Here is a 25,369-nt window from a genome sequence, read left to right on the forward strand (position 1 = left end):
GTCCGATGGCGGCGCCGTTGACGTTGGGGCAAGACGAATCCGCCCGCCCGGCCCGCGGTGATGATTGGTGCGGCGGCGAGCCGCCAGGCTGGAAACGATCCGGCCCGGGGCCTCCTGGAAGCCCATTGACGGTCGCCGACTTCAGCCGTTGTCGGACAGGACTGACATCGGAATACGACAATCCCCCGACATCGACATCGACATCGACATCGACATCGACATCGACAGGCATCTGAGCGCTGCCGCTCAATGCCTGCACTTGACCCTGGGGGCTGGGCTTCAGGTGGCGGTCATCGTGGCCGCGTCTCGTGTCTATTTGTCCTGGCCCGGCCGCGACCCCTACCGATGCTCGCCGGGGCCAGCTGCCCGCGCCCATGCGACGATGAGTCGATGAACCGCAGCAGCGCCGGCTTGGTGATCTGGGACGTTGACGGGACGCTCATCCCCGCGGACCTGCGTTGGCTGACACGCGCGATCGCTCGTGCGTATGGCATCGCGCAGTCCGAGGTGGTCTTCCCTGACAAGAAGGTGCATGGGTATACGGACGAGTCGATCGCCATCGACACTGCGATCGCTTCGGGCGTGGACCCGTCATCTGCGGAGGCGGGCATACCCGCCTTCCATCAGGCCATTGCCGCAGTCATGCAAGAGGGCCGGCAGGAGTTGGCTGAGGTTCAGCCGCCGTATCCAGGCGCTGCCGCAAGCATCGCGGACTTGCACGAACGTGGTTTCGTCCAGACCGTGCTGACCGGCAACTTGCGTTCGGCCGCCGAGGTGAAGTTGCACGCGGCGGGCTTGGATGAGTTTCTTGATCTCCGCATCGGCGGGTTCGGATCGGACGCTCGAGATCGCTTTCAGCTCCCGGCAGTCGTAGCTCAGCGCTACTCCACGATCTACGGTGACCCGCTCGATCCTGCACGAGTGATCATCATCGGGGACGCGCCCAATGATATCGCTTGCGCACGTCACGCCGACTTTCGCGTCGCTGTCGTCGCTCACCGGATCGGGCGTCAAGAGCTGGCATCCTACGAACCCGACCTGGTGCTCGACAGTCTCGACCCAACGACAGTGGTAGCCGCCGTCAGTTCGCTGTTGAACTCGGGCGCGTCGCCGGCTGCCTGTTAGGCAGCCATCTGCTCCTCAAGTTCGAGGACAACCGGCTCGTCGCGCCATCGGGCCAACCGCTGACGGGCTCGTTGAGCTCGAGCGATGCCTCGATGGTTTCCACCTGCTTTTAGCTGATCGTAGGTGTTGCCAAGCAGGGTGCAGGACTGCTCAAGTTCGCCAGCCTCGGCGTAGGCGCTGGCGAGGTCTACGGCTGCTGCCAGGGCGACGTTGACGTTGGCGTGGTCGTGTTCCAGCATCTGTACTGCACTTTCGAGCACGGTAACAGCCTGGTGGGGCTGGCCGAGAAGAAGATGGCATGTGCCCGCATAGACGTGGAGACGGGCGCCGCTCCAGTCGCTGTAGAGGCCGACACAGTCAGCGGGTGACACGTCGTTGACCGCCGCTTTTGCCCGCGCCAGGGCCGCCGTGGCCTCGCGTGGAAGTCGCAGGGCAGCGTAGGCCTGGGCCTGCTCGGCAGCTACTCGAGCTCGTGCGGCGGGACTGAGCTCGGTGGACGCGCGGGCGGCCTCGTCGAGGAGCCGCAGGCCGATCATGATGTCACCGTCTGCGTCGATCAGTGTGGCGGCCTCCGAGTGGAGGTTGCTCTCGAAGATGCGTGCCGTCGCGCTGATCCTGCGGCTGCCCAGCCTGTCGCCGAGCTGGCGAGAGTAGGCACAGTGAGCGAGCGCGAGGCCACGGTTGCCCTGTGCGCTCCACAGCCGGCTAGCGACGATCGAGGCTTCGGCGAGCATCGCTCCGATATCAGCGCGGATGGGCGCACGGCCGGCTTTGCGGTACAGCGTCGACAGGCAATCACGGTGGGCCTCGATCAGGCCAAGTAGTGCGTCGGGTGACACGGCCTGCCGCTGCTGGGCCAGCATGCTGGTGAGCGTGGAAAAGCTGTTCCACTCGCCCATCAGGTAGTCGGTCCCGGGCGTGCGAGCGACCGTCTCCACAGCGGTGGAGGACGATGGATCCGCTGCGGCCTGAAACGTCTGAGTGGTTGCCATGCCGCTGGGCATGTACCGGGTGCTGGCGAGCCGGATGCGGTCGTATTCCCGGGACAGTCTGCCGCCGGTCCCCAACACCTCGTCGCTTCGGGTCCAGAAGTCGCGCCCCACGCGCTGCCGGCCGGTCTCCACGTTCGCGATCGTGCTCCGTCCATAGCTCACCCGAGGCGCAAACGTCTCTTGCGTGTAACCAGCGGCTTTACGGCTGCGGGCCAGCATCTGACCAAGGGCGATCCATGCCTTGGCCACGTCTTGTGGTGGCACGCTCGACATCAGCAGCTCCCGATGGGTACGAACGCTCGCGCGAGGCGAGACACGGTGGCGTGGGAGCACTGTAGTGCAGGTCTGTGATGCGTCGGCTACTCAGCGGCTTCTTCCAACATTCTTCCGACAAAGCTCCGACATTGCCCGCGGGCGTTCGGAACTCACGTGACCTGCAATTCTCGTATGCTCCCTGCTCGTGACCCACGAGCCGGCCGACAATGATCATGAGGTTGAAGCCAAGTACCGCGTCGACGACCTGCAAGAGTTGATCACGGCGCTCGCCCGGCGGCAGGTGGTGTTGACGGAGCCGTCAGTGCAGGACGACCAAGCGTACGCACCAGCCAACTGGTCGTACGGGATGTCGAAGGTCGGCGTTCCGTTCGCGCGTCTGCGCACGCAGGAGGGTCGCCATCTGTTCACCGTGAAGAAGCCGATTGACAACGAGATGGCGTGCCTGGAGCACGAATGCGTGATCTTCGACCGTGACGCGATGCACGCAGCTCTAGATACGATGGGTTGGGTGCCAACCGTGCGGATCGTCAAGCGCCGCCGAACTGGTGATTGGGACGGCGCGACGGTATGCGTGGACGTCGTCGACGGGCTCGGCGTGTTCGTCGAGGTGGAGCGGGTGGTCAGTTCTCGGCACTCGGGTGAACAGGTGCAGCACGGACTCGACGCGATGATTCGCTCACTCGGCGTGCCGGTGCTGCGGGTCGTGGACACCTACGACACATTGATCTGGAATCTGGCGCGCGCGGCTGTTGGGACGTCGACGCCAGTCTGAAGTGGTCGAGTCCATGGCTGTTGCCGCCCCGGCTGTGTCGTAACGTTCCGCGAGCGCGGTGGCGATGGCGCTGGCCACGATGGTGTCGGTGGCGAGCGGTAGTTGAGGGCCGTGTTGTTCGAAGCTGCCGATGGGGAGGACGGCCACCGTCGCTCGGCGGCCGGCTTCGTCGGCCGCCGTGGCGATCGTCCAGGGGGTCACGCGCCTATTCTGCCGCTCGTCAGGAATACGTACGGGACGTCAAGCGAGCTTCGGCGTTGCCAGTACCGGCACCGCGCCCGCAGGCACGCCGTATGTCGATGTCGGCGCTGTGCGCGCAGTGGTCGGTGAGGCCTTCAAGCCGAGGTTGCTTCAGGTAGGTGGCGGCTGCCAGATGGGGCAGTAGCCCAGGGCCGGCGTGGAGGTAGTCGAAGCGGTATCCGTTGCCTGCTCGGCCGATCCAGCTGTGTGCCTGCACGTCGGGGTACAGAGTCCGGTGGACGTCGGTGAGCCCGAGTGCGGTGAGGGCGTCGAGGAAGTCGTACTCGAAGGGTCGGAAGCCGGGGTAGCGGGGTTGGTGGTCGCGGCTGATGACGTTGTAGTCCCCGCCGACCACCAGGTGTGTGCGGTCGGTGGTGGGTAGTCGGGTCAGGGTGTCGGTGACGGTGGTGAGGAAGGTCCGCTTCTTGGCGAGCTTGGCTGGTGCCCGGTCGCTGGAGGGGACGTAGAGGCCGAGGATCGTGACGGCAGGGTCGGTGTCGAGAGTGAGGGCGGGGGCCCGGCCGGGCAGGCTAATGCCCGCGGTGAGGTGTGGGGCTGGGCGGGTGGGGTGCGGCTGGCGATGGCACAGCCGCGGTCGCCGTCGGGCGAGGGCTGGTGCGTGATGAACAACCCGGCTGCGCGCAGGCCGGTGAGCAGGTGCCGGGTGCCGGGTGCCGGGTCCATTGCTGGTTTCGGTCAGGATGACCAGGTGGTCATCGCGCTGGAGCAGCCAGGTCAGCAGGTTCTGCGCGCGGGCTAGGGCGGCGGCCTGCACGTTGATCGTCAGGATGGACAGCACGGTGAGCCTCGCTGGTCAGGGGCCGTCGGCGGGTAGCAGGGCGAGAATAGTGTCTACGACCTGCTCGGGGGTGAGGCCGTGGCAGGCCACGACTTGTTGGCGCCACTGCTGCCGGTGCAGGTGGGTGGCGGCGTCGCGGTAGAGGGCGAGTTCTTTCTCGGGTGAGCCGGCGAGTTCCAGCCTGGTCAGGCGCGGCCGTGCTGCCAGTCGGGTGCGGATGACCTCTGGGTGATCTTCTAGGTAGATGACGGTGGCGGGCAGGACGTAGCGGTTGTAGGACCAGATCTCGGCGAGGTCGAGGCCGTCGATGCGTTGCAGCACCAGTGAGGAGGCGACGTACCGGTCAGTGACGACGTGCAGTCCGTCGTCGAGGCGGGGGATGATCTCTGTTTCGATGTGCGCGGCGCGGTCGGCGGCCAGAGCGAGGGCCAGTGCCTTGCCGTGTAGGAAGGATTCCTGCCGGCGCAGGAGTTGGCCCAGGGGTGTGCGGGTGGGCTCGCCGGTCAGATGGACCCCGGCCGGTCCGAGTTCGGCGAGGCGGTCGGCCAGGCGGCGGGCGATGGTGCTCTTGCCGACTCCGTTGGGGCCCTCGACAGCGATGAACAGGCTGCTCATCCCTTGGTCGGGGACAGCGGGAGCAGTCGACGGCCGGAGGGTGCCGTGACGGGGCACTGCTCGGTGTCGACGTCGCCTATGCGCCCACCGGCGGCGACGACCGCGGCGGGGCAGCCCTTTCCGCACGGTCCGGCCAGCGCGCAGGAGCCGCAGGTCGGGTTGGCGCCGAGCCGATAGCGGCCGTGGAAGTCGTAGGCGTCCAGGCCAGTGACAACCTCACCGTCGAGGATGTTGCCGGTCAGGAACTCGGTGTCGTGGTGCGTGGAGGCGGGCGTGCGGGCCGCGAAGACCAGGTAGGGGCACACGGCTACCTGCCCGTCGACGAAGACGTAGATCAGCTTTCCCGCGTCGCATCCGCCCAGCGGCAGGTCGTCGTTAGGGAACCGGATGCGTACGAGGTCGAGCTGCCCGGCGAAGCGGTCGGTCACCGCCCGGATCGCGTCCATGGCCACCGTGGTGGCGGCGAGCCGCCCGCGGCTCTTGACTCCTCGTCCGAAGGAGGACAGCGGGTTCATCAGCACGCACTCGGCGCCGACGTCAACGGCGAAGGCGCACAGGTCGGCGAACTCCTGCGGCACGGTCAGCGCGTTGGGCGTAGACAGCAGGCCCTTGAGCAGGCCGGCATCGGCGAACTTGCGGGTGGTGGCGACGGTGGTGGCGAACGACGCCCGGTCGCCGCGGAACTTGCCGTGACTGTCCGGGAGGAATCCGTCGAAAGACACGTTGACGTGAACGTTGCCCAGAGCGGCCAAGGCGGCGATGTCGGCATCGCGGGTCAGGGTCGCATTCGTGCAGATGCCCACCGGCAGTCGTCGGTCGGCCACCGCCTGGCACATGGCGATCAGGTCGGGATGGACGAAGGGCTCACCGCCGGTGAGCGTGATGCGCTCCACTCGGGCGTCAAGGAGCCTAGGCAGGACACGGGTGGTGAATGCCTCCAGCGTCAGGTCGGATCCCTGGGCGGTGGAGGACACGAAGCAGTGGGCGCAGTGCAGGTTGCAGCGCTCTGTGATCTGCACCAGAGCTTTGCGGCCGTCCCCGCCCACCGAGGTTCGGAAGTAGCACGACGAGGCGTGGGTGTCCACGATGATGCGCTTCATGATGATCGTCCCGCTTTCATTGTTAGCCCGCCGGCGTCGGTAGACGGCGCCACTTCGAGTAGCTGCGCGGCCCCGTGAAGCTGCCGGAGCACGATTTGGGTGTGCCGTCGGTCGGTGTCGGGCTGGTGATGGCCGGCGGCGGCGGTGGTCAGGAACCACCAGGCTGCCCAGACGCGGTGCCAGCCCAGCGCCCATCTGGCGGCGGGGAGGCCACCGCGGTTGGCTTCCGCATCTGGGTGTCCACCTGCTCTGACGTAGGCGCGGATGAGCTGGGTGAGCAGTCGTGGCTCGTGTGGGGTGCGGGTGCCGAACCAGGTGGCCAGGTCGAGCAGGCCGGGTCCGGTGAATGCTTTCGCCCAGTCGACGAGGCGGCACCCGGTACGGCTGACGTGCAACGAACTGCGGTGGAACTCTCCATGGCACAGCCCGAAGGGTGGGCGGTCAGCACCGTCCGCCCTGCGCGGTGCCACCACGGCCAGCCGTTCCAGTGCCTTCTCGATCAGGCCGGCGTCGGCAAAGCGTCCCTGCTGGCGCAGGCAGGAGAGCGCGTGCAGCGCCTGCCCGGGTAGCCGCGCCAGGCCCGTCTGGTCGAACGTCGGCAGCCCGGTGATGCCGGTAGTGGCGTGGACCCAGCGGGCAGTGGCGGCAGCTTCCGCAAAGGTCGCCGCACGGGTCGCGTCGCCGAGGTCGTCCATCAGCATGCCCAGCGCCTGTGGGCGCATCGCGTAGCCGTGCAGCAACGGCACTCGGGCTTCCCGCTCGTTGAGGGCCTGGAGCAGGGCGGCTTCGCCGGTGAACGGCGCTACGGCGACCTTGCAGACCACGCTGCTGCCGTCGGCGAAGAACAGCCGCTCGACGGTGGACAGCTCCCATGTCTGCATGGCTTGCCGCCTGGTCGGGACCCGCCGTGCCGCGGTGAGCAGGTCACACCGCAGTTGCGCGACCAGGTACTCGTCGAGCGATCCGGTGGTCATCGCGCGCCTGCGGCGGCGGCTCGTTCGAGTTGAGCGAGGGCGGCGTCGAGGTGAGCCGACATGCTGGCCGGCACCCACACACGTGCCGCCTGCTGGAAGGCTCGGAAGTGCGGAAGCAGCCCGCACAGCACCGGCCGTCGAGTCAGGAAGGCCGTCACGTCGCCGGTGGCGCGAGCACGTCTCCACAGCGAAGTCAACGCGACGATCTTGTCGGCGGTGGAGGCGAGCAGAACCGGGTAGTCCTCGACCCGGATGGGCGGGTCGGGTGCGTCGAGAGCCTGGTGTTCGGCATGGAGAGCGGCGATGATCCGCGATACCTCGTACCCGTAGCTCGAGGTAAGGACCTGGTAGATGTCCATACCCTTGGGTACGAGGTCCGGTGCGTCGTGCAGTAACGCCGCCACGACGACTTCCGCTGGCGCGGTGGGCGCATGGTCACCGATGGTGACTGCGACCCGTACCGCGTGGACCAGAGCGGGCCGGTCCTCGATGGTGTGTCCGGCGCACCACCTTTTGGCGTCACGTAGGGCGCGGTCGATGACGGCAGGGCGTGGAGGCGATAAGACCGTCATACCCTGATACCTCCTGGTTGCCGTACGATCGGCGCCATGTCGGGGCCGCTTCCGCACTGGTGTGAGCAGACCTGCGTCGTGTGTCCCGCTCAGCAGCTCGGGCCGGGCCAGTTCGACGTGGTCGACCGGCCCGGACCCGAATTTGCCTACCGCCCCGACCTCGGCTGGCGTGCCACCGCCGACGGGTTGGCCGTGTGCGTGCACCCGTTCCGGGTGGGCCTGCCCGCCGGCCGGTACGCCTCCGGCGGGGAGCCGATCCCCGCCCAGACGTCCCGGCCGGCGCCGACACCGGCGGCCCTGGAACTGCCCGCCGACGTGGTGGATTTGGAAGGCTGGCTCGTCGCCGTGCTGCGGGACGCACCCGCCGAGCAGATCTTCACCGCGGTAGCCCGGGCCGAGCGGCTGGCGGCCGAACGGTTCGGCGCGAAGCAGGCGGTGACGGCGCTGCGGCGGGTGCTGTCGGTGGAGTTGGCTAACCGTTGACCCCGGCCTTGGCCGGCTCCGACCGGTCGAAGTCGAAGTCGTGGCTGCGCCCGTCGCGGCCGAGACCGGCCGCCTGGTAGTGGCTGTTGAGCAGGCCGAGGCGTCGGGCCACCTCGGCCGAGTCCAGCCAGTACCGCAGCGGCTGCTCACCCCACCCGGCGGCGGCGTAGTAGTCGTCGGTAGCACAACCACGGGTGTAGGTGAACTCCTCCAACTCGGTGGCGTGGGGAAACACCACGCCCAGGTCGGCCTGCAGACGGGTCATGAGCGTGAACTGCGCCAGCACCGCGTGGATCATCTCGTCCACCGGCGCCGGCACCAGCAGCTCGGCGGCCTGTTCGTCTCCGCCGGTCAGCTCGAACACGGCGGCCTTGAGCGCCAGCACCCGCAGCGCCTCGGTCAGCAGCGGACCGGCGTCACGCTCTAGCGACCAGCGGCTGATGGCCGGGTAGCCGGTGAACGTGGCCCAGCAGCTGGAGTACTTCATCGACGAGCTGAGCAACCGGCCATGGGCCGGGTGCTGCTGGATCTGGTCGAGGATCTCGGCCGCCCGGCGGCCGACCGCCGCCACCGGCGGCATGACAGATGGGGCCATGACACTTCCCTCCTACGGGAGCGTGGGCACAGGCGAGCAGCACCCGTCAGACAACGCCGCTGCCCTGGCACCGCCAGGGCAGCGGACTTCATCCCCGGCCCTGCGGTGCCCTGCGTCCATGACATGCCAGCGCTGCTCGTGTCGATAACCCTTGTCAATAGCTACCGACAATTCTTCGACAACCGTCTGCTGTGTCGTCGCGGGTCTGCCCGTCAAGCATCCGACCTCCGTGAGGCATGGGCTCCCGCGTGTCTGTCGCTGACCGTCGTACGGATACGCACTCAGCTTGCAGACGGCTTGTGCGCTGATTGCGCAGAAGGCCGCCGTCACCCGCCGAGTTCCTGGCCGACCGAGCGACGCGGATCGGTGAGATCCCGGGTGGGAATGGCGGCGGTGGAATTGTCGGCAGTTTGTCGGAACCCCTCACGGGGGGTGCCCGACATCGATGTCGCCAGTCTTAAGTTGCCTCACGCGGCAGCAATTCACCGACCTCGCTGCCGTCGGTGGGTTGGCCTGGGTGTACCGATGCGGCCTGCAGTCGCCCTAGGGCGCGAGCAAGCGGCAAGGCGGACCCACGATGCCAGCGGCGTCAACTCTTGACGCCTTAGCACCCACACCCGCCGGCAGGCAGCGCGGACCGGCAGGAAGCGTCCGACACGTTGTGGAAGGGATCCGTTGTGCCTGTTGCCAGGAGGCTAGCGCTGTTGCTGGCCATCCCCTTGGCCGCGACCGTGCTGTTCGCCGCATGGGGGGTGGTGTCGACAAGTCGCCAGGCACGCGCTGCGGACCGGCTGCAGACACTGGCGGCGGCCTCGACCAGTGTGGGCGAGGCGGTGATCGAGTTGAGCCGCGAACGCCTGGTCGCCACGCAGTTGGTGTCGAATCCGGCTGCCAGCGTCAACCCGCTGTTGGAGCAGGTCGCCCGCACGGATCGGGTCGTGGAGCAGTATCGGCAGCGGCGCGGTCAGCTCGACGCGGACGACGCCGCGCAGCTTCTCGCGCCGTTCGACGCGCAGGTCGCGCTGCTGCCGGCCCTGCGGGAGCAGATCAGGAACCGGGCAGCCTCCCGCACCGCCGTTCTGGTCCGCTACCGGGTCGCGATCGCGCAGGGGCTGGCGGCCCGCGATGCGGTGGGCCAGGTCGGCGGGGCCGACGGGCAGATCGCGGACCGTCTGCGGGTGGCAGCGGCGGTGTCGCGGGCGTCGGAGTACGCCGGGATTCAGCAGGCGACGGTCGTAATCGCCAATGGTGTGGTGCTCACCCCGGCGGTGCAGCAGGAGCTCGCGGCGACGCGCGCCGGCTACGACGAGGCGCTGCAGACGGTGGTTGACCGGTCGCCGGGGCGCTGGCGGGCGTGGCTCGACCAGGCATTGACCGGGCCGGACATCCTGACCGCCCAGCGGCTCGACGACGAGATCGCCCGGGCCAGAGCGGGAACGAAGCTGCGGCTTGACGCCGCCGGCTGGACGCGGGCCGCAAGCGAGCGGCGGGAGCGGCTACGTGGCGTGCAGTCCCGCATCGACGCCGACATCACCGCCGACGTGGCGCGCCGGCGTGCCGAGCAATGGACGACCACGTTGGTCCTGTCGGCGGTGGCGATGACGCTGGTTGCGGCGGCGGGTGTGCTGGCGCTGCGGCAGGGTAGGGCGTTGGCGCGGCGGCTGCGGCAGGTCCGCGACGCGGTCACCGGCATGGCGGCACAGGATTTGCCGGACCTCGTGCGGCGGGTCTCCAATGCCGACCCTGCCGACCCGGCGGCGATGCCGCCGGCTCCGGCGGCGCTCGCGCCCGCTCGAGGCAGCCGGGACGAGGTCGACGAGGTCGCTACCGCGTTCGACACCCTCGCCCTGACCACCTACCACATCTCCACCGACCTGGCGCGGCAGCGGCGGGTCGCTTCCGCGGCGGTCGAGGCCGTCGGGCGCCGCTGCCAGGGGATGACCCACCGGCTGCTGCAGGAGCTGGACACGGCCGAACGCGACGAGAAGGACGCCGCGACACTGGCGACGTTCTTCGCGGTGGACAACCTCGCCGCGCAGTTGCTGCAGTTCGTGCAGAACCTCCTGGTCCTGTCCGGCCGGTCAGTTGGCACCGTGCACCACCAACCCGCGCCGCTGGCGACGGTGGCGCAGGCCGCGCAGGGCCGCATTCAGGAGTACCGGCGGGTGATGCTCGGCATGATCGACGAGCGGGTCCTGGTGCCTCCGGCGTTGATCGACGACCTGGTGCACCTGCTGGCGTCGCTGCTGGACAACGCCACCCGCTACAGCCCCGGCGACGCCCTGCTTAATGGGCACCTGCTGGGCAACCGGGTACTGATTCAGATCACTGACTCCGGCACCGGCATCAACCCGGACCTGCTGGGCCGGCTGAACGCGGAGCTGGCAGCCCCGGCACCGCAGATCGAGGTGGAGCACATCCGCCGGCAGGGCCTGGCGACCGTCGCGGCGCTGGCTGCCTCCCACGGCCTGGCCGTGCGGCTCATTCCGGCGCAGCCGCACGGCACCGTCGCCGAGGTGGAGATCCCCGCCGCCAAACTGCTGATCACCGCACCGCAGCCGGTCGCGCTGCCGTCAGGGCCGATCGCCGGGCGCCGAGCGCCCGGCGGCACCCCCGCCTCCACCCTGACCCTGCCCGCCCCCGTCACGTCGGCCCGCCGTGAAGCCCCGATCGCAGCGGCCCTGCCCGCGCGGCGCCGCCCTCAGCCACCGCGAGTCGACGCACCGACGCAGGTACTGCCGGTCGTGCCCGCGCCGCGGCGTTCGCCTGAGCAGGAGTCGACACCCGCCTACGACGAGACGGCGCGCAGGCTGCCGCCGCCGTCGTGGTTCGTCGAGGGCGCCACGGTCCACATGCCCGCCTCTCCCACTCCGTTCGCCCAGGGACACGGTGCTACCACACCCAACGGTCTTCCCAAGCGGCAGCCGATGGCCGCGTTCGCGCCCCCGCCCCTGCCCGCCGCCGACGTGCCGCCCCGCCCTGCGGGTGGGTTGGCCCGTACCGCGGCGGCCTACCAGCGCGGCTTGAGCCGCCGCCCTCACCAGCCGAAAGGTCAGCCATGAGCAACCTGAGTTACCTGCTGAACAACAACCTCGTCGCCCGCGTTCCCGGAATCGCCCAGGCCGTGGCGGTGTCCGTCGACGGGCTGCTGCTGGCCTGGACCGACGGACTCAACCGCGACGCCGCCGAGCGTCTGGCCGCCATCGCCGCCGGTATGAAGAGTCTGCTCAACGGCGCCGCCCGGGATCTGGGCGCCGGTGGCGTGCAGGGCAACATCACCGAGCTCGCCGACGGGTTCCTCGTCCTGGTGACCGTCAGCACCGGCGCGTCGCTGCTCGTGCTCGCTACGCGTCACGCCGACCTCGAGTTCGTCACCGTGGAACTGGGCCGCTTCGTTGAACAGGTCGGCGAGCAGCTGACGCCGGCGTTCGCCGGTGACCTTGCCAGCACCGGTTCCGGCCGCCCATGACCTCATCTCTTTCCACCGTGGTACGGCCGAGCGTCGGGCCTCACCTGAAGGTCGTGCTGACCGGGCCGTTCGGCGTTGGCAAAACCACCCTCGTCGGGGCGGTGTCCGACATCGCGCCGGTGACGACTGAGGCCCGCATGTCCGCCGGCAACGCCGACGACACCACCTACGCCCCGGCGAAGACGACCACGACCGTGGCGATGGACTTCGGCCGCCTTGAGGTCCAAGGCGTCACCGTCTACGTCTACGGCACCCCAGGGCAACACCGGTTCTGGTTCATGTGGGACGCCATCGTGCGCGGCGCGCTCGGCGCTGTGGTCCTGGTCGACACCCGCCGCCTTGAGGACTCGTTCCGCCACCTGGACTACGTCGACAACGCGCGCCTGCCCTTTGTCATCGCCGTCAACCAGTTCCCCGACGCCCACACCTACCCCGTCGACGCGATCCGCGACGCCCTCGCCATCGACGCGGACGTACCCATCGTCGGCATCGACGCCCGCGACCGCGACAGCGTGCGGGACCTGCTCATCGCCCTGGTCGAGCACATCATCTCCCGCACCCACCGCCCCGCCACCTCCCCACCGGCCTGACCGCGTACCCGCCAGTCCGACACCTTTCCCATCTTCACGGAGGCACCCCATGGCTCACCCGATCCCACGAGTGCGGCGCGGACTCGCCGCGACCGCCGCAGCCGGGCTCCTGCTGGCCGGCGCGGCATGCTCCAGCGGCGCCGCTGACACCACCACGGTGCGCGTCGGGCTGCTGGTGTCGCTGTCGGGCACCTACGCCACCGTCGGCGAGGACATGCAGCGCGGCTTCAAGCTGTACCTCGACACCCACGGCGGCAAGCTCGGCGGCCGGAAGGTCGACCTCATCGTGGGCGACGAAGGCGACGGCCCCGCCACCGCCGTGCCGGCGGCGCAGAAGCTCCTCGAACGCGACCGGGTCGTCGCCCTGACCGGCCTGGTGGGCGGGGCCACGGTCGACAAGGTGCAGACCCTCACCACCGAGAAAAAGATCCCCCTGGTCGGCGCGAACGCCCGTCCGGCGTTCACGCCGGTCGGCGGCAAGCCGCGCGACCTGGCCTACACCTGGCACACCTCCTACAACTCCGACGAGCCGGGCATCGCGATCGCCGAGTACGTCAAGGCGCAGGTCGGCGACGGTGAGGTGTACGCGATCGGCCCGGACTACCAGGGCGGCTACGACGAACTGCGGGGCTTCACCGACACCTTCACCCGCCTCGGCGGGAAACTGGCCAACCCCGACGGCAAGACCACCTTCACGCCGTTCCCGAGCACCGAGAACTTCCTGCCGTACCTGAACAAGGCCGCCGAGACCAAGCCGAAGGCGGTCTACACCTTCTATGCCGGCGCGGCGGCGGTCGCGTTCGTCAAGCAGTACGCCCAGTCTGACCTTCGCGATGTGCCCCTCTACGCCGCGGGTTTCCTCACCGAGGGATCCGTGCTCACCGCCCAGGGACCGGCGGCCACCGGTATCCGCAACGTCCTCAACTACTCCCCGACGCTGCCGAACCCGACGAACCAGGAGTTCGTCGCCGCCTGGTCAGCCGCCGGGCACACCGGGCAGCCGACCACGTTCGCGATGGCCTCCTACGACGCCGCCGCCGTCCTCGACCGCGCTCTCGCCGCCGTCGACGGCGAGGTGACCGGGGAGAAGCTCAACACCGCGATCGGGCAGGTCGGGCGGATCGTCTCCCCCCGTGGGGACTGGCAGTTCCACCCGATCGAGCGCCGGCCGGTGCAGCGCTGGTACCTGCGCGAGGTCAAGGCAGACGGGCCCGTGCTGTCCAACGTACTGGTGCAGGACCTCACCACCCTGCCCACCACCTGACCTGCAGCAGCGATCACGACATTTCGGAGGGAAGGGGTGCTGTGCGCGTGGATGCCTACCTGATACCCGTAGTCGACGGGGTCGCCTATGGGCTGCTCCTTGCCATCGCCGCCGCCGGGCTGACCGTCGCGTTCGGCGCCGGTGGGGTGCTCAACCTCGCGCACGGCACCCTGATCGCCGCCGGCGGCTACATCGCCGCCGCCACCAGCTCGGGCACCTGGCCGAGCCTCGCCGCCGCGGTCGCCCTGGCGGCCATCGCCGGAGCCGCTGGCGGCGGGGTGCTCGCCGCCGCTACCGCCGGACTGCGTGGGCGGGGGCACTTGGACCAGGCCCTGCTCACCTTCGGCGTCGCTCTCATCGGCGGGGACCTGCTCACCACCGTCTACGGCCCGGACACCCTGCGCCCCCGCCTGCCCGCGACGCTGGAGGGGACCGTGGAGGCGGCCGGGCACCGGTATCCGGTCGACCGGCTCGCGGTCCTCGTGATCGCGGTGCTGGTCGTGGCCGCGGGCTACGTGGTGCTGCACCGCACCCGGGCCGGCCGCCTGATCCGCGCCACCGTCGACGACCGGGCCATGGTCGCCGGCATCGGTGTCAACCCCCGCCTGGTGGACGCGGCGGTCCTGATGTGCGCCGGGGCCCTTGCGGGCCTGGCCGGAGCCCTGTCGACGCCGATCCTCGGTGTCGGCCCCGGCACCGCCGACACCGCGCTTTTGCTGTCGCTGATCATCGTGGTGTGCGGCGGGCTCGGCTCCGTACCCGGCGCGCTCGCCGCCGCCCTGGCCGTCGGCGTCGTGCAAACCCTCGGCGTCACCAGCTTCCCGCAGCTCGCCCCGTATCTGCTGGTCGGTGCAATGACAGTGGTGCTGCTGGTCCGCCGGCGATCCCTTCCCGGGCAGGCCGCGGCATGAGCCGCCAGGCAGGCCGAGGCGTTGCCGAGGCGCTGACGACGTGGCACCGGTCCGGGTCGACGTGGGTGGCGCTTGGCGTGGCCGCTGCTGCCGTGGGCGTCGTGGCCCTGTCCGCGGACGCGTACCTGCACGCCACCGCCGCGCGGATGCTGCCGCTGGCGCTGCTCGCGGTCAGCGTCGCCGTGGTCACCGGACACGCCGGCCTGCCCACCCTCGGCCAGGTCGCCCCCTACGCCGCGGGCGCCTACACCACGGCCCGGCTGGCGCTGGCCGGCGTCGAGCAGGCGGCGGTGCACCTGCTCACCGCGGCCGTGGCCGGCGCGGTTCTGGCAGGACTGCTGGGCGTGGTGCTCATCCGCTACCGGGGCACGGTGTTCCTGATGCTCAGCCTCGGCGTGGCCGAGTTGACCGCGATCACCGCCGCGCAGTGGCGGCAGGTCAGCGGAGGCACCGACGGGCTCGCCGGCATTCCCGCCGTGCGCCTGGCGCCCGGCCTGCCCCCGCTGGTCGCCGACCGGGCGGTGCTGCTTTACGCCGCAGCCGTGGCGCTGTGCGCCACGGTGGGCGCGGTGATCCTGCTCGGTGGCGAGCGGCGGATGCTGCTGAGCGCCGTGCGGGGCAACGAGGCCCGAGCGAGGGCCAGCGGACACCGGGTCACCGCCTACTTGTGGGCGGTGCACACCGGTGCGGGCGCGATCGCCGGTATCGGCGGAGCGCTGCTGATCCACACCCACCGTTGGATCACCCCCGCTGATGTCGGGTTCGCTACCGCCGCGCTCGCCCTGCTCGCCGTGGTCATCGGCGGCGCCGCGTCGCTGCCCGGCGCCGCCGCCGGCGCGATCGCCGTCCTCGCCGTGCGGGATGTGATCGCCGTCTGGCTGCCCGGCCACGCACCGCTACTGCTCGGTGCCTTGTTCGTCGCGGCGGTGTACCTGCTGCCCGGCGGCCTGACCGCCCTATCCGCACGCCTGCGCCCACCCACCCCGTCTCGTCGGCCTAATCACGTCGCTCACGCGAGTGGCAGCCCGGCCCGACCTACTGCCAGGAGTACCCCGTGAGGACCGTCCACCGCATCGACGCCGATGGAGTGCCGTCGCAGCGCCCACACGGCGACGTCGACCGCGCGCACGGCAACGGCCTGGTCGCCACCGGCCTGCGCCACGCCTATGGCTATCTGACTGTCCTGGACCTGGACACCTTCACCGTTGCCCCCGGCGACCGGCACGCCGTCATCGGCCCCAACGGCGCCGGCAAGTCCACCCTGCTGAACCTCCTCGCCGGCGCCACCCGGGCCCAAAGCGGTGCCATCACCTACAACGGACAGACCATCACCCGGCGGCAAGCCGCCTGGCGAGCTCGCGCCGGCATCGGCCGCACCTTCCAACACCCCAGCGTCTACCCGGACCTCACTGTCTTGGACTGTGTGCGCATGGGCGGCTGGCACCACCGCCGCCACCCCGAGCGCACCCCCTTGGAGGTGCTCGACCTCGTCGGCCTCATCGACCACGCCGACGTGCTGTCCGCCACCCTGCCGCACGGGCACCGCCGGATGCTCGATCTGGCCGTCGCCCTGGCTGGACAACCCCGGCTGCTGCTGCTCGACGAGCCCGCCGCGGGGCTCACCGACGCCGAGACCACTCGCCTGCTCGACATCCTCGACGGTTTGCCGAGCTGGATGGCCGTTGTCCTCGTCGAGCACCACATGGACGTTGTCGCCGCGCTGGCCACTTGGATCACCGTGCTGCACCACGGCCGCCGACTCACCGACGGGCCCGCCGACCGCGTCCGCGCCGATCCTGCCGTGGCTGCCCTCTACCTCGGCCCGGGAGGCGACGATGCTGCAGGTCAGTGATCTCACCGTCGGCTACCACCGCGACGACGCGGTTCTGCGCGAGGTCTGCCTCGACCTCACCGCCGTCGCCGTGCACGCGATCGTCGGTCCCAACGGCGCCGGGAAGAGCACCCTGCTGCACACCCTCGCCGGACATTTGCGTCCCACTGCGGGCACCGTGTGGTGCGAGGGCCGCGATGTCACCCGCTGGCGGCCCCACCAGGCTGCCCGCACCGGAGTCGCTCTCGCCCCGCAAGGACGGCGGCTGTGGCCCTCGCTGACCGTGGCCGAGCACCTCACCGTCACCCGACCCGCCCGCCACCGGCCCGGATCCACTTTCAGCGTCGACGAGCTACTGGAGGTGTTCCCCGCCCTCGCCGGCCGGCTGCACCACCACGGTCACCAGCTCTCCGGCGGGGAACAGCAGATGCTCACCATCGCCCGCGCGCTGCACACCGCACCTCGACTGCTCCTGGCCGACGAGCCCACCGAGGGGCTCGCCCCCACCGTCGCCCGCCAGGTAACCGCCGTGCTGCAGCAACTACCCCAGCGCGGCGCCACCGTCCTGGTCACCCTCCCGCACGTCCGCGCCGCCGCCGCGCTCACCGACACCGTGCACGTCCTCACCACCGGACACCTCAGCCACCCCGTCACCGCGTCCGACGGCCAGGCCGAACGGCTCCTACGCGACCACCTCACCCTCACGAACCCCCACGCCGAATAGGACACCATGCACACCCGCCAGTCGATCGACATCCGCCGCCCGGCGCGGCACCACACCGCGCTGCCCGTCAACAGACAGAGCGACGGCGTCGACAGCCGCAGCCCACGGCGGTCGGTCACGTTTACGACGGGTCCTCGGCGCTCCGGTGCCGCCGCCGCAGGCGTCGCCACGATGGCCGCCGCGCTGACCCTCGCCAGCATCCCCGCCCCACCCCACGGCAGCACGGCGACGCTGATCGTCGCCGACCGCAGCTGCGCGGTGCCAAATCCCGCACCGGCCGCCAAGCTCGCCACCACCGTCACCGCATCAGCCGCCACCATTGTGGCGTACCCGCGCCCGGCCCCACCTGTCCTTCACGACCTGGCCCACCGCATCGCACCCGACGCCTGCGACACGACCAACGGCCGGTTCGACGTGGTGCGCTTGCGCGCCTGGTATCGCCACGACGGTAGGCGGACGACGCGAGACATCGTGCGCTGGTACGCCGACAACAACTCCGGCGCCGCCCTCACTAGCGAATACCCGGACCCGTGGCCTGGCGTCATGCACGACTTCTGGCCGCCCGGATGGCTCGCCGACCGGAACCTGTCGAAGGCGTTCACCAGCGGCGACTTCTTCCGCTACAGCGTCCACTCGAACAGCAGCAATCGCGACGGCGACGGCCGGCTCATCACCGGCATCGCCGAGCTGGTGACCTGGCACAACCCCGCACCGTCAGGGCGCAGCCTCACCGTGAGCGAACTGGCCCACACACCCGGGCTGATCGCCTACCCCCGCACCGTCGACCGGGCAGGCCGCACCGGCATCGCCGTGGCCACCACCAACGGCGACGGCACCGAGCGATACCTGCTCATCCTTCACCCGACCACCGGACACGTCCTGGCCTACGAACACGCCACCCGGACGCCGTCGGACTGGCAACCGTCGGCCTACGTGCTGCTGCTGAACCGCACTCACGCCGACCGCCGCTGGTGGGAACCCGCCACCGACGAAGACACCACCTCGCCGATGCCGCCGAGCAACGCGATGATGCCCCGCCGACAGGGCCGCCTCATCGTCCACCCCGACCAACCGTGCACCCCTGAACCGGCAACCGCACCCGAGGAAGGGACCGTCAAATGACCACCACCCCGCATCGCTACCAGTTCCGCAACACCCCCGGTCAGTTACACCCCCTGCAGGAGATGCTCGACCCGATCACCATCGACGACCTCAAGCGCTGCGGCGTCACACCCGGGCAGCACGCCCTCGACGTCGGCGCCGGAGCCGGCTCCATCGCGCGACACCTCTGCCACCTCGTCGGCCCCACCGGCAAGGTCATCGCCGTCGACCTCGACACCACCCTGCTGGCACCCACCGGAGTCCTCGACGTCTACCAACGAGACCTTCGGACCGAGCCTCTGCCCGCCGAACCGGGCAGCCTGCACCTCGTTACCGCCCGCTGCGTGCTGGAACACCTACCCACCCGCCACCAGGTGCTCCAACAGATGATCACCGCCCTGCGGCCCGGCGGCCAGATCGTCCTCGGCGACATCGTCTACGCCCGCACCACCGTCCCACACGCCCCCACCGACGGCGACGCCGAACTGATCACGCGAGTCGTCCACGGCATCCTCGACATCCTCGCCGGCCGCGGCGTCGACCTGCACTGGGGCGAAAAGACCCCCACCCTGCTGCTCAACGCCGGCCTCGACCAGGTCCACACCCGCTGGACCGCCCGCACCTGGACAGGAGGAAGCCCCGGCTGCCGCCTCTACGCCGACAACGCCCGCCACCTACGCGACCAACTCCTTACCGCCGGGTTCACCGCAGCCGACCTCGACCGGTTCGGTGAACTGATGACCCACCCTGCCGTGATGATGCGCGGCTACGAGTTCGCCACGAGCACCGCCCGCAAGCCCCACTGACGTCAGGCCAGGTGAACCTCCGCCCGGCCCATCAGCCCCGCCCATCGCACGGCCTCGTCAACCGGCTCTGCTGGGCGAGCCGACCGACCGAGCCCACCTCGGCGGCCGATGCCGGCCGACCGCCCAGAAAGGGAAGGCGGAACGCCGGCACGGGCCGGCGGCGGCGCACCCCCGTTCGCCGCCGCCGGCCCACCTCACCGCCGTCACCGCGCAAGTGAACACCCCATGCCCCCCACATCTCCACTTCCCACCAGCGCTCTGACCGCACACTCCCTGCGCCGCCCAGACCACGAGATGGTCGAAACTGCCTTGAGTCGCGCCCGTCAACGGCACGCCTACGGTGACCTGTCAGGCGCCTACGGGTGGGCCACCTACGCACACCAGTTGCGCCGGAACGTTGGTCTAAGCCGGCACCCCACCCTTCGGCAAGGGGTGGCCGCGGTTCTCGCGCCCCTCGCCGCGCGCATCGGCGACATGGCCCCGCCCCTACCTCCGACGCCGACTTCAACCCGGCCTCCTGGCCGCCACCCAGGTGCCTGCCCTCCAGGCACGGGCGTCGCTCGCCGCCGCCACACACGCGCTCGGCCGTGGCATACCGGCTCTGCGCGACAGGGCCCACCTATACGCCGCAACCGTGTCCCGCTTCGGCGCGGACAGCCGTACCAGCCTGATCATTTTCACCCGTCTCGGCGTGCTCTACAGACGCTGCGGCTGGCACGACCTGGCCGCGCAAGGCCTCGCCCATGCCCAGACCGGGCGTGCCCGCTACCTGCCCGCCGGCGACGACCTGGCCGCAGAACTCACCGCCATCACCGCCGAACCCGACGACGTCCACACCGCCGTGTGCACTCAGCCCAGCGGCGCCTGGCTGCGGTGAGGAGTCGACCGATGCCGCTGTCGGTGCTCGCGGACGCGGTCGAGCTATCGGCAACCCGTCACACCACTCACCCGCCCGCCGAGGTGCCCGCCGCGCTGCGCGCCGGCGCCGGCCATCTTCACCCACCTGCGCCACGGCCTACACCACCGCCACACCGTGACCGCGACCCTCACAGTCGCCAGGCAGCTACATACACCATCCGCGCGTCCCTCGCGGCCGTCTACTACCGCCGCCGCAGCCGACAGCAGCGGACACCACCAGCACCCGGCATGGGCGTGGCTGGACATGGTCACCGCCTTGATGACGGCCGCCCAGGGTGATGGCGCTACGGCAGGATAGGGGCGTGGCGCAACGTCCACACCGACGCGGCCGTTCCGATACGAGGTAGTGGAGACACCGAGTGGCGCTCCGAATCGTGCTGGGACCTCCAGCCGACACACCAAAGGTCCACGCACCGTTCACTGCCGGGCAGGTCGCGCTACTTCTTCGCTGGCAGGCGGCTCCGATTGCCGCACACATGAGGTGCCCCCGTCACGGCGAGGTGCGGCGCAAGGGTTCGGATCTCGTTCCAGACGTCAACGGTTGGCACTGCGCCTTCCGGACGCCGGACTATCCCGACCTGGCCTGTTCGTACACCGTCGACTGGGCCTACGCCGGGATGCTGGACGAGCGCAACGTTCGGAGCCTTGAGGAGATGTCGGTTGACGTGGTCGAGGTGTCCTTCGACGACGATTCGGACGAACCCTTGAACGTCTTCTCCGACTACGACCTTCTCCTGTCGTTCCACGACACGGTCGACCTTGACTGGGAAGAAATCGCTGAACGCAGCGCGCTTGATGAACGGCGAGGTCTCGCAATAACGCAGAGCACTGTCTTGGAGGATCTCCTCGGCGACGTGATCCTGCAGCTGGAAAGACCGGACGATCCCGAGACGCGTCGAAGCGAGCTAGACCAATGGATGATCGGCAAACGACTAAATCGTGTCGAGTCGCTTCTGGCTAGCAGCGCACCCCCAGACGCAGACCGCAGCTTCCCACGCGAGGAGCTATGGGCTGCAGTCAGGCGCCGCAACGAGTTAGCGCACGGAAACATCACCCGAGTCATCAGCGAGGCTTACCCGCGAGCCGACGGGCCAGGCAAGACCCAGCGAGTGGAGTGGCACCTCGTGGACCGCCGGACCCACGGATCCCAACTGATCACAATGGCCGGACTACGGGAAGACGTGTATGCCGCGATCGCGGCATACACCAGTCTTCTCCGCTGGGCTGCAGCCAACACCGGCGACTATAGATCTTGAATGGTCAAGTTGTGTCGGGTTCGAGTGTCAGTCCGGTGTGAGCGAGGAAGCCGTCGAGCAGGTTGGTGCGGTACTGGATGCTCTTGAGTCGGTTCTTGATGATCGCGAGGAGACGGTCGACGCCGGTCACAGCGAGGTTGCCGATGCTGCCTTGAGGTGGGGACCAGACGCCCTCGGCCGGGTTCAGGTCCGGGGCCTAGGCCGGTGCCCGGATCACGGTCAGCCAGTCCCGTGCCGCGATCAGGGCGCGCATCGCGGCGCTAATGTGGGTGATCAAGATCTGTAGCAGCGCGTGTCGAGGATGGCTATGCTGCCCGACGCTCGCCGCGGCGGTCGTACAGATGCCAGGCGGCGGTGGCCATTGCGACAGCAAAGAACACAGCGAAGAAGAGACTCTGGGCGCTCGCCGTGATCCGCATATGGGCAATGTCGGCGGGCGCGCCTGGCAGCTCCGTCCGGCTCACGACGTTCAGCGTCGCCCAGAGGTCTCCGTGTGCAATGGCGCTACACATCTTCCAGGTGAGCAGGTACGGCTTGTGGCCGCCGGGCATGGTGTCGCCAGCGGCCTTGACGATCTCGGCGTAGCCGACGTGCTTGGTGGCTGCGCTCTGCTCGATGCCTCGCCGCTTCGCGATCACCCTAAGCTGATCCAGGCGCTCCGCCTCGGTTTTCGTCCCGGACGCGTCGACCAGTTTCCTCATCGCCTCGCCACCGCGAATGTCGAGCGCGGCAAAGCGCAGCCGGCGGAGCATTCGCTCCGGGCGGTCGTCCGGGGCGAGTAGCCACACAGCAGCGCTCGCGTTCTCCAAGGCTGCCCGGGCCAGCGAGTAGGGGGCGTACATGTGCATCACGCGAGCATCCTTCAGGAGGGTCCGCAGGCAATGCAGGTGGTCAACGGCGTGAGAGAGCGCGTGCCACGCGGCCTGACTGAGCTGGTAGGGGTGCGTCTCCTTATCGTCGCGGCTCAAATCGCTACGCTCCTGGAGACGTGGGCGGGGCCCCTCAGGGTCCATGCGTGTCAACCAAGGATCGATCTTGTCGAGGTGCCGGAACATCTCGGTGAACAGCTGGTGCTCCTCAGCTGCGGTCATGGTCATGCAGCGACGGTAGAACCGCGCGATGGCGCGGGGAAACCGGAAAACGGCGTCTTGGCCGGGGCAGTGCATACTCCGCCACGCCAGGATGCACGCCCACCGCTTCGCCAGCCCGGCGGACTCGCCACACGACTGACGCTGCTCAGCATCCCCGTCAGCATGCGCCCTGCCACCGGCCGCCTCGCTACCGCCGCCGGACCACGAACGTCAGGCGGGCCTCACGGCGTCCGCCGATTGGGGCGCCGGTAGCTTCAGCGCAAAAATATCGGTAAGCGCTGATCTACCCGGGCCATGCCCGGCAAACCAGGTGCGGCGACACGGCACGAGTCCGCCATCATCTATTCCGTGTCCTCGAAGACTTTTCACCCACCGTGGTCGTCGGACGTAATCAAGGCGATCGCCGACGTCCTAGCCAGCACTGACTGGCCAGGGCTGAGCAACACCGAGATCACCCAGTTGATGGAAATGCTCGGGATCGTCGACGTGGAGGCACCCAACAAGCGCACCCGGCTGTGGGGTGCCCTCCTTAACCAGCAGCACCGCGACCGCGCCAGCAACTGCGTTATCCGGTTCATCGCCGAGGCGATGGCACCGGGACGGCACCTTCAGGACCAGCGTCGGTTTGACGCGCTTCGCGATGGTCTGTCGGAGGCGTTGTCGCTGGTTGGGCTGCGCGTCAATGATCAAGGCAAGGTAGCTCGGGCGGCGGCTACGGCTACCACGCTGGATGAGGTGGCCAGGCTAGCCGGCCGGCTGCGCACCGAGCTCGTGCGTCGTGGCGTCCACCCCGAGGTGCTGCGTTACTGCGAGGAGGAGCTACTGCGCAAGTCGCTGTTCCATGCGGTGTTTGAGGCGACAAAGGGCGTCAGCGAGCGGCTGCGGCAGATGAGCGGGTTCACCAGTGATGGCGCTGGGTTGGTCGACCAGTGTTTCGGAGCTGGAGCCGGCACGCCGGTCGTCCGGATCAATGCCTACCGCACACCCTCCGAGGTCAGCGAGCACAGCGGGTTCGCGAACCTGTTGAGGGGTATTTTCGGGACTTTCCGAAACCCGCCGGCGCACACGCCGCGTGCGACTGCGGGATGGATCCTAACCGAGCCAGACGTGCTCGATCTGTTCTCGATGCTGTCGCTGGTGCACCGCCGCCTTGACGTGTCAAACGTGCGGACCGGACCATGACCTAGCTGCTGGTCACTGGTGGTACCGCTGGTCTAGACGGTCGAAGAATGCGTTGAGCAGGTGCTGGGCGGCATGGTCGTCGGTGAGTTCGGCGCCGCCGAAGCGGTACACCTCGTACCCCTTCAGGCGCAGGTCGCGGTCGTCGGCCACCATCGCGGCGTAGCGACGCGGGTCGGCGCGTCCATCGGGGTCCGCGTAGTGCTGCTTGCCGTCGCATTCAATGACGACTCGGGCCCGGTGCGGCAGGAGCAGCAGGAAATCCATCCGCTGCCGTGAGAGCGGGCCCGGCGCGCGGCGCTGCCCTGCGGTGTACGGGTCGTAGTGTAGGTACACCTGTGGGATCAAGGCGGCTATTCCGGGGCCGAGTCGCCCGTACCGCTCGGCGTAGGTACGCAGCACGCGCCGCTCGGCGTTGTTGTCGCCAAGCGACTGGTCCAGCCTTTGGTAGAGGCTGCGCCAGACCTCACGTTGCGGCCGGCCGGCCAGGCCCTGCCGGTCGGACCACCAAGCGGTCAACTCGGTCCAGGTCAGCCCGTGCGCAGCCAAGGGCCGGTCGTAGACGAGGCAGTTCTGCTGGTTGCGGATGATGCGCAGGTCGTTATTGACCGCATCGTCGAGCACAATTTCCGGCTTGGGCCCGACTGCGGCGAAGATCAGATTCCTCATCGCGCCGGGCACGCCTGAGCCGATTTGGTGGTAGTCGAAGATCGGCGCGCCACTAACGGCGTCGACCTGGACGAGTTCGTAGCCGTCATGGACCAGCACCGAGTTGAGGAACGTGTGGAGGCGCTCGACCTCGCCCGGGTCGGTGCGTACCGCAGGATGCAGCATCTCGGCCAGGAAACGCAGCAGCGCCTCGTCGTTGTCGACCAGCCCGAAGCGGGAATCGTGGAAGACCCAGTCCTCCTCGTCGTCGTCGTTGGCCACACGATGCTGGACGATGTCCTGGAAAGCCGTAGTGAAGCGGGGGTCGCGGCTGGGTAGCTCGTCCAGGTCGTAAAGCCGGGCCAGGAAGTCGGTTTCGGGCAGGGCGCCGCTCCAGAAGGTGTGCTGTGGTTCCAGGAACTCCATCCGCCCGGCAGGCACTGGACCGCACAGCCGGCACAAGCCCTCACGGAGACGGCGCCGGGTCACCTCAGTGATGCGCCCTGCCGTAGCCGCGCCCTGCTTGGGGAAGGTCATCATCGAGCGGTCGCCGTTATGTGGTCGAAAACCCAGTACTCAGTGACCCGGAAGACCTCGAACAGCCCGACCGCGTCAGCGATGCTGTGCTTGCCGACGGTGTGCAGCTTTACCACGTGTGTCCGCTGAGGCGGGGACAGCTTCGGCCTCCGGCCTTTGACCTTGCCCTTAGGCCAGGTGTTGCCCTTGGAGTAGCGGGAATAGCCGATCAGGGCCGCGGTCATACCGCGGAGTGTACGGATAGCCACCGACATGGAGCCGAGCAGCGGGCGGGCCATCTGAGGTGCGCCCAAGCGGGCCCTTCGCGTTGGTATGGGCCAGTCGAAGCGCCTGTCCCGCGATCGGGGCAGGCACTTCGTCGTGAGGTGTCCTTCCAGCCGGCCGAGCCGATCACGCGCCGCGTCAGCGGCAACTCAACTGGAGCATCCATCACGATAAGGGTGCTCCAATAGCCGGTTGCTCTATACGCACAAGGTCGCCTGCGAGTGATCTCGATCTCAT

The 25,369-nt window shown here is 69.1% G+C and carries 27 protein-coding genes and 1 pseudogene; 16 read left to right on the plus strand and 12 right to left on the minus strand.

The window, feature by feature from the left end:
• Positions 1-390 precede the first annotated feature (390 nt).
• Positions 391-1,125, plus strand: a complete 735-nt coding sequence (locus D7223_RS01180) for an HAD family hydrolase (protein WP_120723864.1) — start codon at positions 391-393, stop codon at positions 1,123-1,125.
• On the opposite strand, the gene D7223_RS01185 is transcribed toward D7223_RS01180, so the two are convergent.
• Positions 1,122-2,390: a helix-turn-helix domain-containing protein gene (locus D7223_RS01185; RefSeq protein ID WP_120723866.1), complete on the minus strand. Its 1,269-nt coding sequence runs from the start codon at positions 2,388-2,390 to the stop codon at positions 1,122-1,124. The two genes, D7223_RS01180 and D7223_RS01185, sit on opposite strands and share 4 nt — an antisense overlap.
• Positions 2,391-2,577: 187 nt before the next feature.
• On the opposite strand from D7223_RS01185, the gene D7223_RS01190 reads away from it, so the two are divergent.
• Positions 2,578-3,165 (plus strand): class IV adenylate cyclase, encoded by a 588-nt coding sequence (locus D7223_RS01190; protein ID WP_120723868.1) that lies wholly within the window; start codon positions 2,578-2,580, stop codon positions 3,163-3,165.
• 36 nt (positions 3,166-3,201) lie between these two features.
• On the opposite strand, the pseudogene D7223_RS34090 reads toward D7223_RS01190, so the two are convergent.
• The 6 genes and pseudogenes from D7223_RS34090 to D7223_RS01220 form a co-directional block, all read right to left on the minus strand.
• Positions 3,202-3,366, minus strand: a pseudogene (locus tag D7223_RS34090) (creatininase family protein); the annotation flags it as partial.
• A 19-nt stretch (positions 3,367-3,385) separates the two neighbouring features.
• Positions 3,386-4,204, minus strand: coding sequence for an endonuclease (locus tag D7223_RS01200; RefSeq protein ID WP_120723872.1), 819 nt, complete (start codon positions 4,202-4,204; stop codon positions 3,386-3,388).
• A gap of 15 nt (positions 4,205-4,219) precedes the next feature.
• Positions 4,220-4,819, minus strand: a complete 600-nt coding sequence (gene tmk / locus D7223_RS01205; RefSeq protein ID WP_120723874.1) for a dTMP kinase — start codon at positions 4,817-4,819, stop codon at positions 4,220-4,222.
• Positions 4,816-5,919, minus strand: a complete 1,104-nt coding sequence (locus D7223_RS33310; RefSeq protein WP_120723876.1) for a radical SAM protein — start codon at positions 5,917-5,919, stop codon at positions 4,816-4,818. The genes tmk and D7223_RS33310 overlap by 4 nt, the downstream gene beginning before the upstream one ends.
• Entirely contained in the window at positions 5,916-6,893 is a 978-nt protein-coding gene (locus D7223_RS01215; RefSeq protein WP_120723878.1) for a phosphotransferase, read from the minus strand. Before D7223_RS01215 ends, D7223_RS33310 begins: the two co-directional genes overlap by 4 nt.
• On the minus strand, positions 6,890-7,297 hold the full coding sequence (locus D7223_RS01220) for a hypothetical protein (protein ID WP_238161435.1): 408 nt from the start codon (positions 7,295-7,297) through the stop codon (positions 6,890-6,892). The genes D7223_RS01215 and D7223_RS01220 overlap by 4 nt, the downstream gene beginning before the upstream one ends.
• A gap of 204 nt (positions 7,298-7,501) precedes the next feature.
• Between D7223_RS01220 and D7223_RS01225 the strand changes: the two genes are divergently transcribed.
• Complete coding sequence (locus D7223_RS01225; RefSeq protein ID WP_120723882.1) at positions 7,502-7,948, plus strand: hypothetical protein; 447 nt, start codon at positions 7,502-7,504, stop codon at positions 7,946-7,948.
• Here D7223_RS01225 and D7223_RS01230 read toward each other — a convergent pair.
• Positions 7,938-8,543, minus strand: coding sequence for a hypothetical protein (locus tag D7223_RS01230; RefSeq protein WP_120723884.1), 606 nt, complete (start codon positions 8,541-8,543; stop codon positions 7,938-7,940). The two genes, D7223_RS01225 and D7223_RS01230, sit on opposite strands and share 11 nt — an antisense overlap.
• 704 nt (positions 8,544-9,247) lie before the next feature.
• Between D7223_RS01230 and D7223_RS01235 the strand changes: the two genes are divergently transcribed.
• From D7223_RS01235 to D7223_RS01290, 12 genes are all read left to right on the plus strand, one after another.
• A complete protein-coding gene (locus D7223_RS01235; protein WP_158610804.1) occupies positions 9,248-11,605 on the plus strand; it encodes a sensor histidine kinase in 2,358 nt (785 codons plus the stop codon).
• Positions 11,602-12,012, plus strand: a complete 411-nt coding sequence (locus D7223_RS01240; RefSeq protein WP_120723888.1) for a roadblock/LC7 domain-containing protein — start codon at positions 11,602-11,604, stop codon at positions 12,010-12,012. Before D7223_RS01235 ends, D7223_RS01240 begins: the two co-directional genes overlap by 4 nt.
• On the plus strand, positions 12,009-12,602 hold the full coding sequence (locus tag D7223_RS01245) for a GTP-binding protein (RefSeq protein ID WP_120723890.1): 594 nt from the start codon (positions 12,009-12,011) through the stop codon (positions 12,600-12,602). Before D7223_RS01240 ends, D7223_RS01245 begins: the two co-directional genes overlap by 4 nt.
• 49 nt (positions 12,603-12,651) lie before the next feature.
• A complete protein-coding gene (locus tag D7223_RS01250) occupies positions 12,652-13,866 on the plus strand; it encodes an ABC transporter substrate-binding protein (RefSeq protein WP_120723892.1) in 1,215 nt (404 codons plus the stop codon).
• A 47-nt stretch (positions 13,867-13,913) separates the two neighbouring features.
• Entirely contained in the window at positions 13,914-14,777 is an 864-nt protein-coding gene (locus D7223_RS01255; protein WP_238161437.1) for an ABC transporter permease subunit, read from the plus strand.
• A gap of 101 nt (positions 14,778-14,878) precedes the next feature.
• The gene (locus D7223_RS01260; protein ID WP_158610805.1) at positions 14,879-15,835 is read left to right on the plus strand and encodes a branched-chain amino acid ABC transporter permease; all 957 of its coding nucleotides are present in this window, start codon (positions 14,879-14,881) and stop codon (positions 15,833-15,835) included.
• The gene (locus D7223_RS01265; RefSeq protein ID WP_202864566.1) at positions 15,832-16,629 is read left to right on the plus strand and encodes an ABC transporter ATP-binding protein; all 798 of its coding nucleotides are present in this window, start codon (positions 15,832-15,834) and stop codon (positions 16,627-16,629) included. Before D7223_RS01260 ends, D7223_RS01265 begins: the two co-directional genes overlap by 4 nt.
• Positions 16,613-17,332 carry an ABC transporter ATP-binding protein gene (locus D7223_RS01270; RefSeq protein ID WP_120723898.1) on the plus strand — a complete coding sequence of 240 codons (720 nt, stop codon included), beginning with the start codon at positions 16,613-16,615 and terminating at the stop codon, positions 17,330-17,332. Before D7223_RS01265 ends, D7223_RS01270 begins: the two co-directional genes overlap by 17 nt.
• Before the next feature lie 6 nt (positions 17,333-17,338).
• On the plus strand, positions 17,339-18,454 hold the full coding sequence (locus tag D7223_RS01275) for a hypothetical protein (RefSeq protein ID WP_120723900.1): 1,116 nt from the start codon (positions 17,339-17,341) through the stop codon (positions 18,452-18,454).
• Positions 18,451-19,239 (plus strand): methyltransferase domain-containing protein, encoded by a 789-nt coding sequence (locus D7223_RS01280; RefSeq protein ID WP_120723902.1) that lies wholly within the window; start codon positions 18,451-18,453, stop codon positions 19,237-19,239. Before D7223_RS01275 ends, D7223_RS01280 begins: the two co-directional genes overlap by 4 nt.
• A 634-nt stretch (positions 19,240-19,873) precedes the next feature.
• On the plus strand, positions 19,874-20,116 hold the full coding sequence (locus D7223_RS01285) for a hypothetical protein (protein WP_120723904.1): 243 nt from the start codon (positions 19,874-19,876) through the stop codon (positions 20,114-20,116).
• Positions 20,117-20,516: 400 nt separating this feature from the next.
• Positions 20,517-21,413 carry a hypothetical protein gene (locus D7223_RS01290; RefSeq protein ID WP_147252452.1) on the plus strand — a complete coding sequence of 299 codons (897 nt, stop codon included), beginning with the start codon at positions 20,517-20,519 and terminating at the stop codon, positions 21,411-21,413.
• Between the two features lie 4 nt (positions 21,414-21,417).
• Here D7223_RS01290 and D7223_RS33880 read toward each other — a convergent pair whose 3' ends face one another.
• Together D7223_RS33880 and D7223_RS01300 are read right to left on the minus strand one after the other, a co-directional pair.
• Entirely contained in the window at positions 21,418-21,543 is a 126-nt protein-coding gene (locus D7223_RS33880; RefSeq protein ID WP_272948665.1) for a hypothetical protein, read from the minus strand.
• 175 nt (positions 21,544-21,718) lie between these two features.
• Positions 21,719-22,510, minus strand: coding sequence for a hypothetical protein (locus D7223_RS01300; protein WP_147252451.1), 792 nt, complete (start codon positions 22,508-22,510; stop codon positions 21,719-21,721).
• A gap of 342 nt (positions 22,511-22,852) precedes the next feature.
• On the opposite strand from D7223_RS01300, the gene D7223_RS01305 reads away from it, so the two are divergent.
• Positions 22,853-23,686, plus strand: a complete 834-nt coding sequence (locus D7223_RS01305; RefSeq protein WP_238161439.1) for a TIGR02391 family protein — start codon at positions 22,853-22,855, stop codon at positions 23,684-23,686.
• 12 nt (positions 23,687-23,698) lie between these two features.
• Here D7223_RS01305 and D7223_RS01310 read toward each other — a convergent pair whose 3' ends face one another.
• Positions 23,699-24,871 (minus strand): AbiJ-related protein, encoded by a 1,173-nt coding sequence (locus D7223_RS01310; protein ID WP_120723910.1) that lies wholly within the window; start codon positions 24,869-24,871, stop codon positions 23,699-23,701.
• Positions 24,868-25,092 (minus strand): hypothetical protein, encoded by a 225-nt coding sequence (locus D7223_RS01315; RefSeq protein WP_147252449.1) that lies wholly within the window; start codon positions 25,090-25,092, stop codon positions 24,868-24,870. Before D7223_RS01315 ends, D7223_RS01310 begins: the two co-directional genes overlap by 4 nt.
• Between the last annotated feature and the right edge of the window lie 277 nt (positions 25,093-25,369).

This window comes from Micromonospora endolithica, assembly GCF_003626595.1.
Lineage (GTDB): Bacteria > Actinomycetota > Actinomycetes > Mycobacteriales > Micromonosporaceae > Micromonospora > Micromonospora endolithica.

Coding starts and splice junctions, on each gene's coding strand:
- D7223_RS01315 (WP_147252449.1), bottom strand. CDS start 25,092: ATGACCGCGGCCCTGATCGGCTATTCCCGCTACTCCAAGGGCAACACC.
- D7223_RS01300 (WP_147252451.1), bottom strand. CDS start 22,510: ATGACCATGACCGCAGCTGAGGAGCACCAGCTGTTCACCGAGATGTTC.
- tmk (WP_120723874.1), bottom strand. CDS start 4,819: ATGAGCAGCCTGTTCATCGCTGTCGAGGGCCCCAACGGAGTCGGCAAG.
- D7223_RS01180 (WP_120723864.1), top strand. CDS start 391: ATGAACCGCAGCAGCGCCGGCTTGGTGATCTGGGACGTTGACGGGACG.
- D7223_RS01240 (WP_120723888.1), top strand. CDS start 11,602: ATGAGCAACCTGAGTTACCTGCTGAACAACAACCTCGTCGCCCGCGTT.
- D7223_RS33310 (WP_120723876.1), bottom strand. CDS start 5,919: ATGAAGCGCATCATCGTGGACACCCACGCCTCGTCGTGCTACTTCCGA.
- D7223_RS01275 (WP_120723900.1), top strand. CDS start 17,339: ATGCACACCCGCCAGTCGATCGACATCCGCCGCCCGGCGCGGCACCAC.
- D7223_RS01215 (WP_120723878.1), bottom strand. CDS start 6,893: ATGACCACCGGATCGCTCGACGAGTACCTGGTCGCGCAACTGCGGTGT.
- D7223_RS01250 (WP_120723892.1), top strand. CDS start 12,652: ATGGCTCACCCGATCCCACGAGTGCGGCGCGGACTCGCCGCGACCGCC.
- D7223_RS01245 (WP_120723890.1), top strand. CDS start 12,009: ATGACCTCATCTCTTTCCACCGTGGTACGGCCGAGCGTCGGGCCTCAC.
- D7223_RS01310 (WP_120723910.1), bottom strand. CDS start 24,871: ATGATGACCTTCCCCAAGCAGGGCGCGGCTACGGCAGGGCGCATCACT.
- D7223_RS01270 (WP_120723898.1), top strand. CDS start 16,613: ATGCTGCAGGTCAGTGATCTCACCGTCGGCTACCACCGCGACGACGCG.
- D7223_RS01225 (WP_120723882.1), top strand. CDS start 7,502: ATGTCGGGGCCGCTTCCGCACTGGTGTGAGCAGACCTGCGTCGTGTGT.
- D7223_RS01280 (WP_120723902.1), top strand. CDS start 18,451: ATGACCACCACCCCGCATCGCTACCAGTTCCGCAACACCCCCGGTCAG.
- D7223_RS01185 (WP_120723866.1), bottom strand. CDS start 2,390: ATGTCGAGCGTGCCACCACAAGACGTGGCCAAGGCATGGATCGCCCTT.
- D7223_RS01230 (WP_120723884.1), bottom strand. CDS start 8,543: ATGGCCCCATCTGTCATGCCGCCGGTGGCGGCGGTCGGCCGCCGGGCG.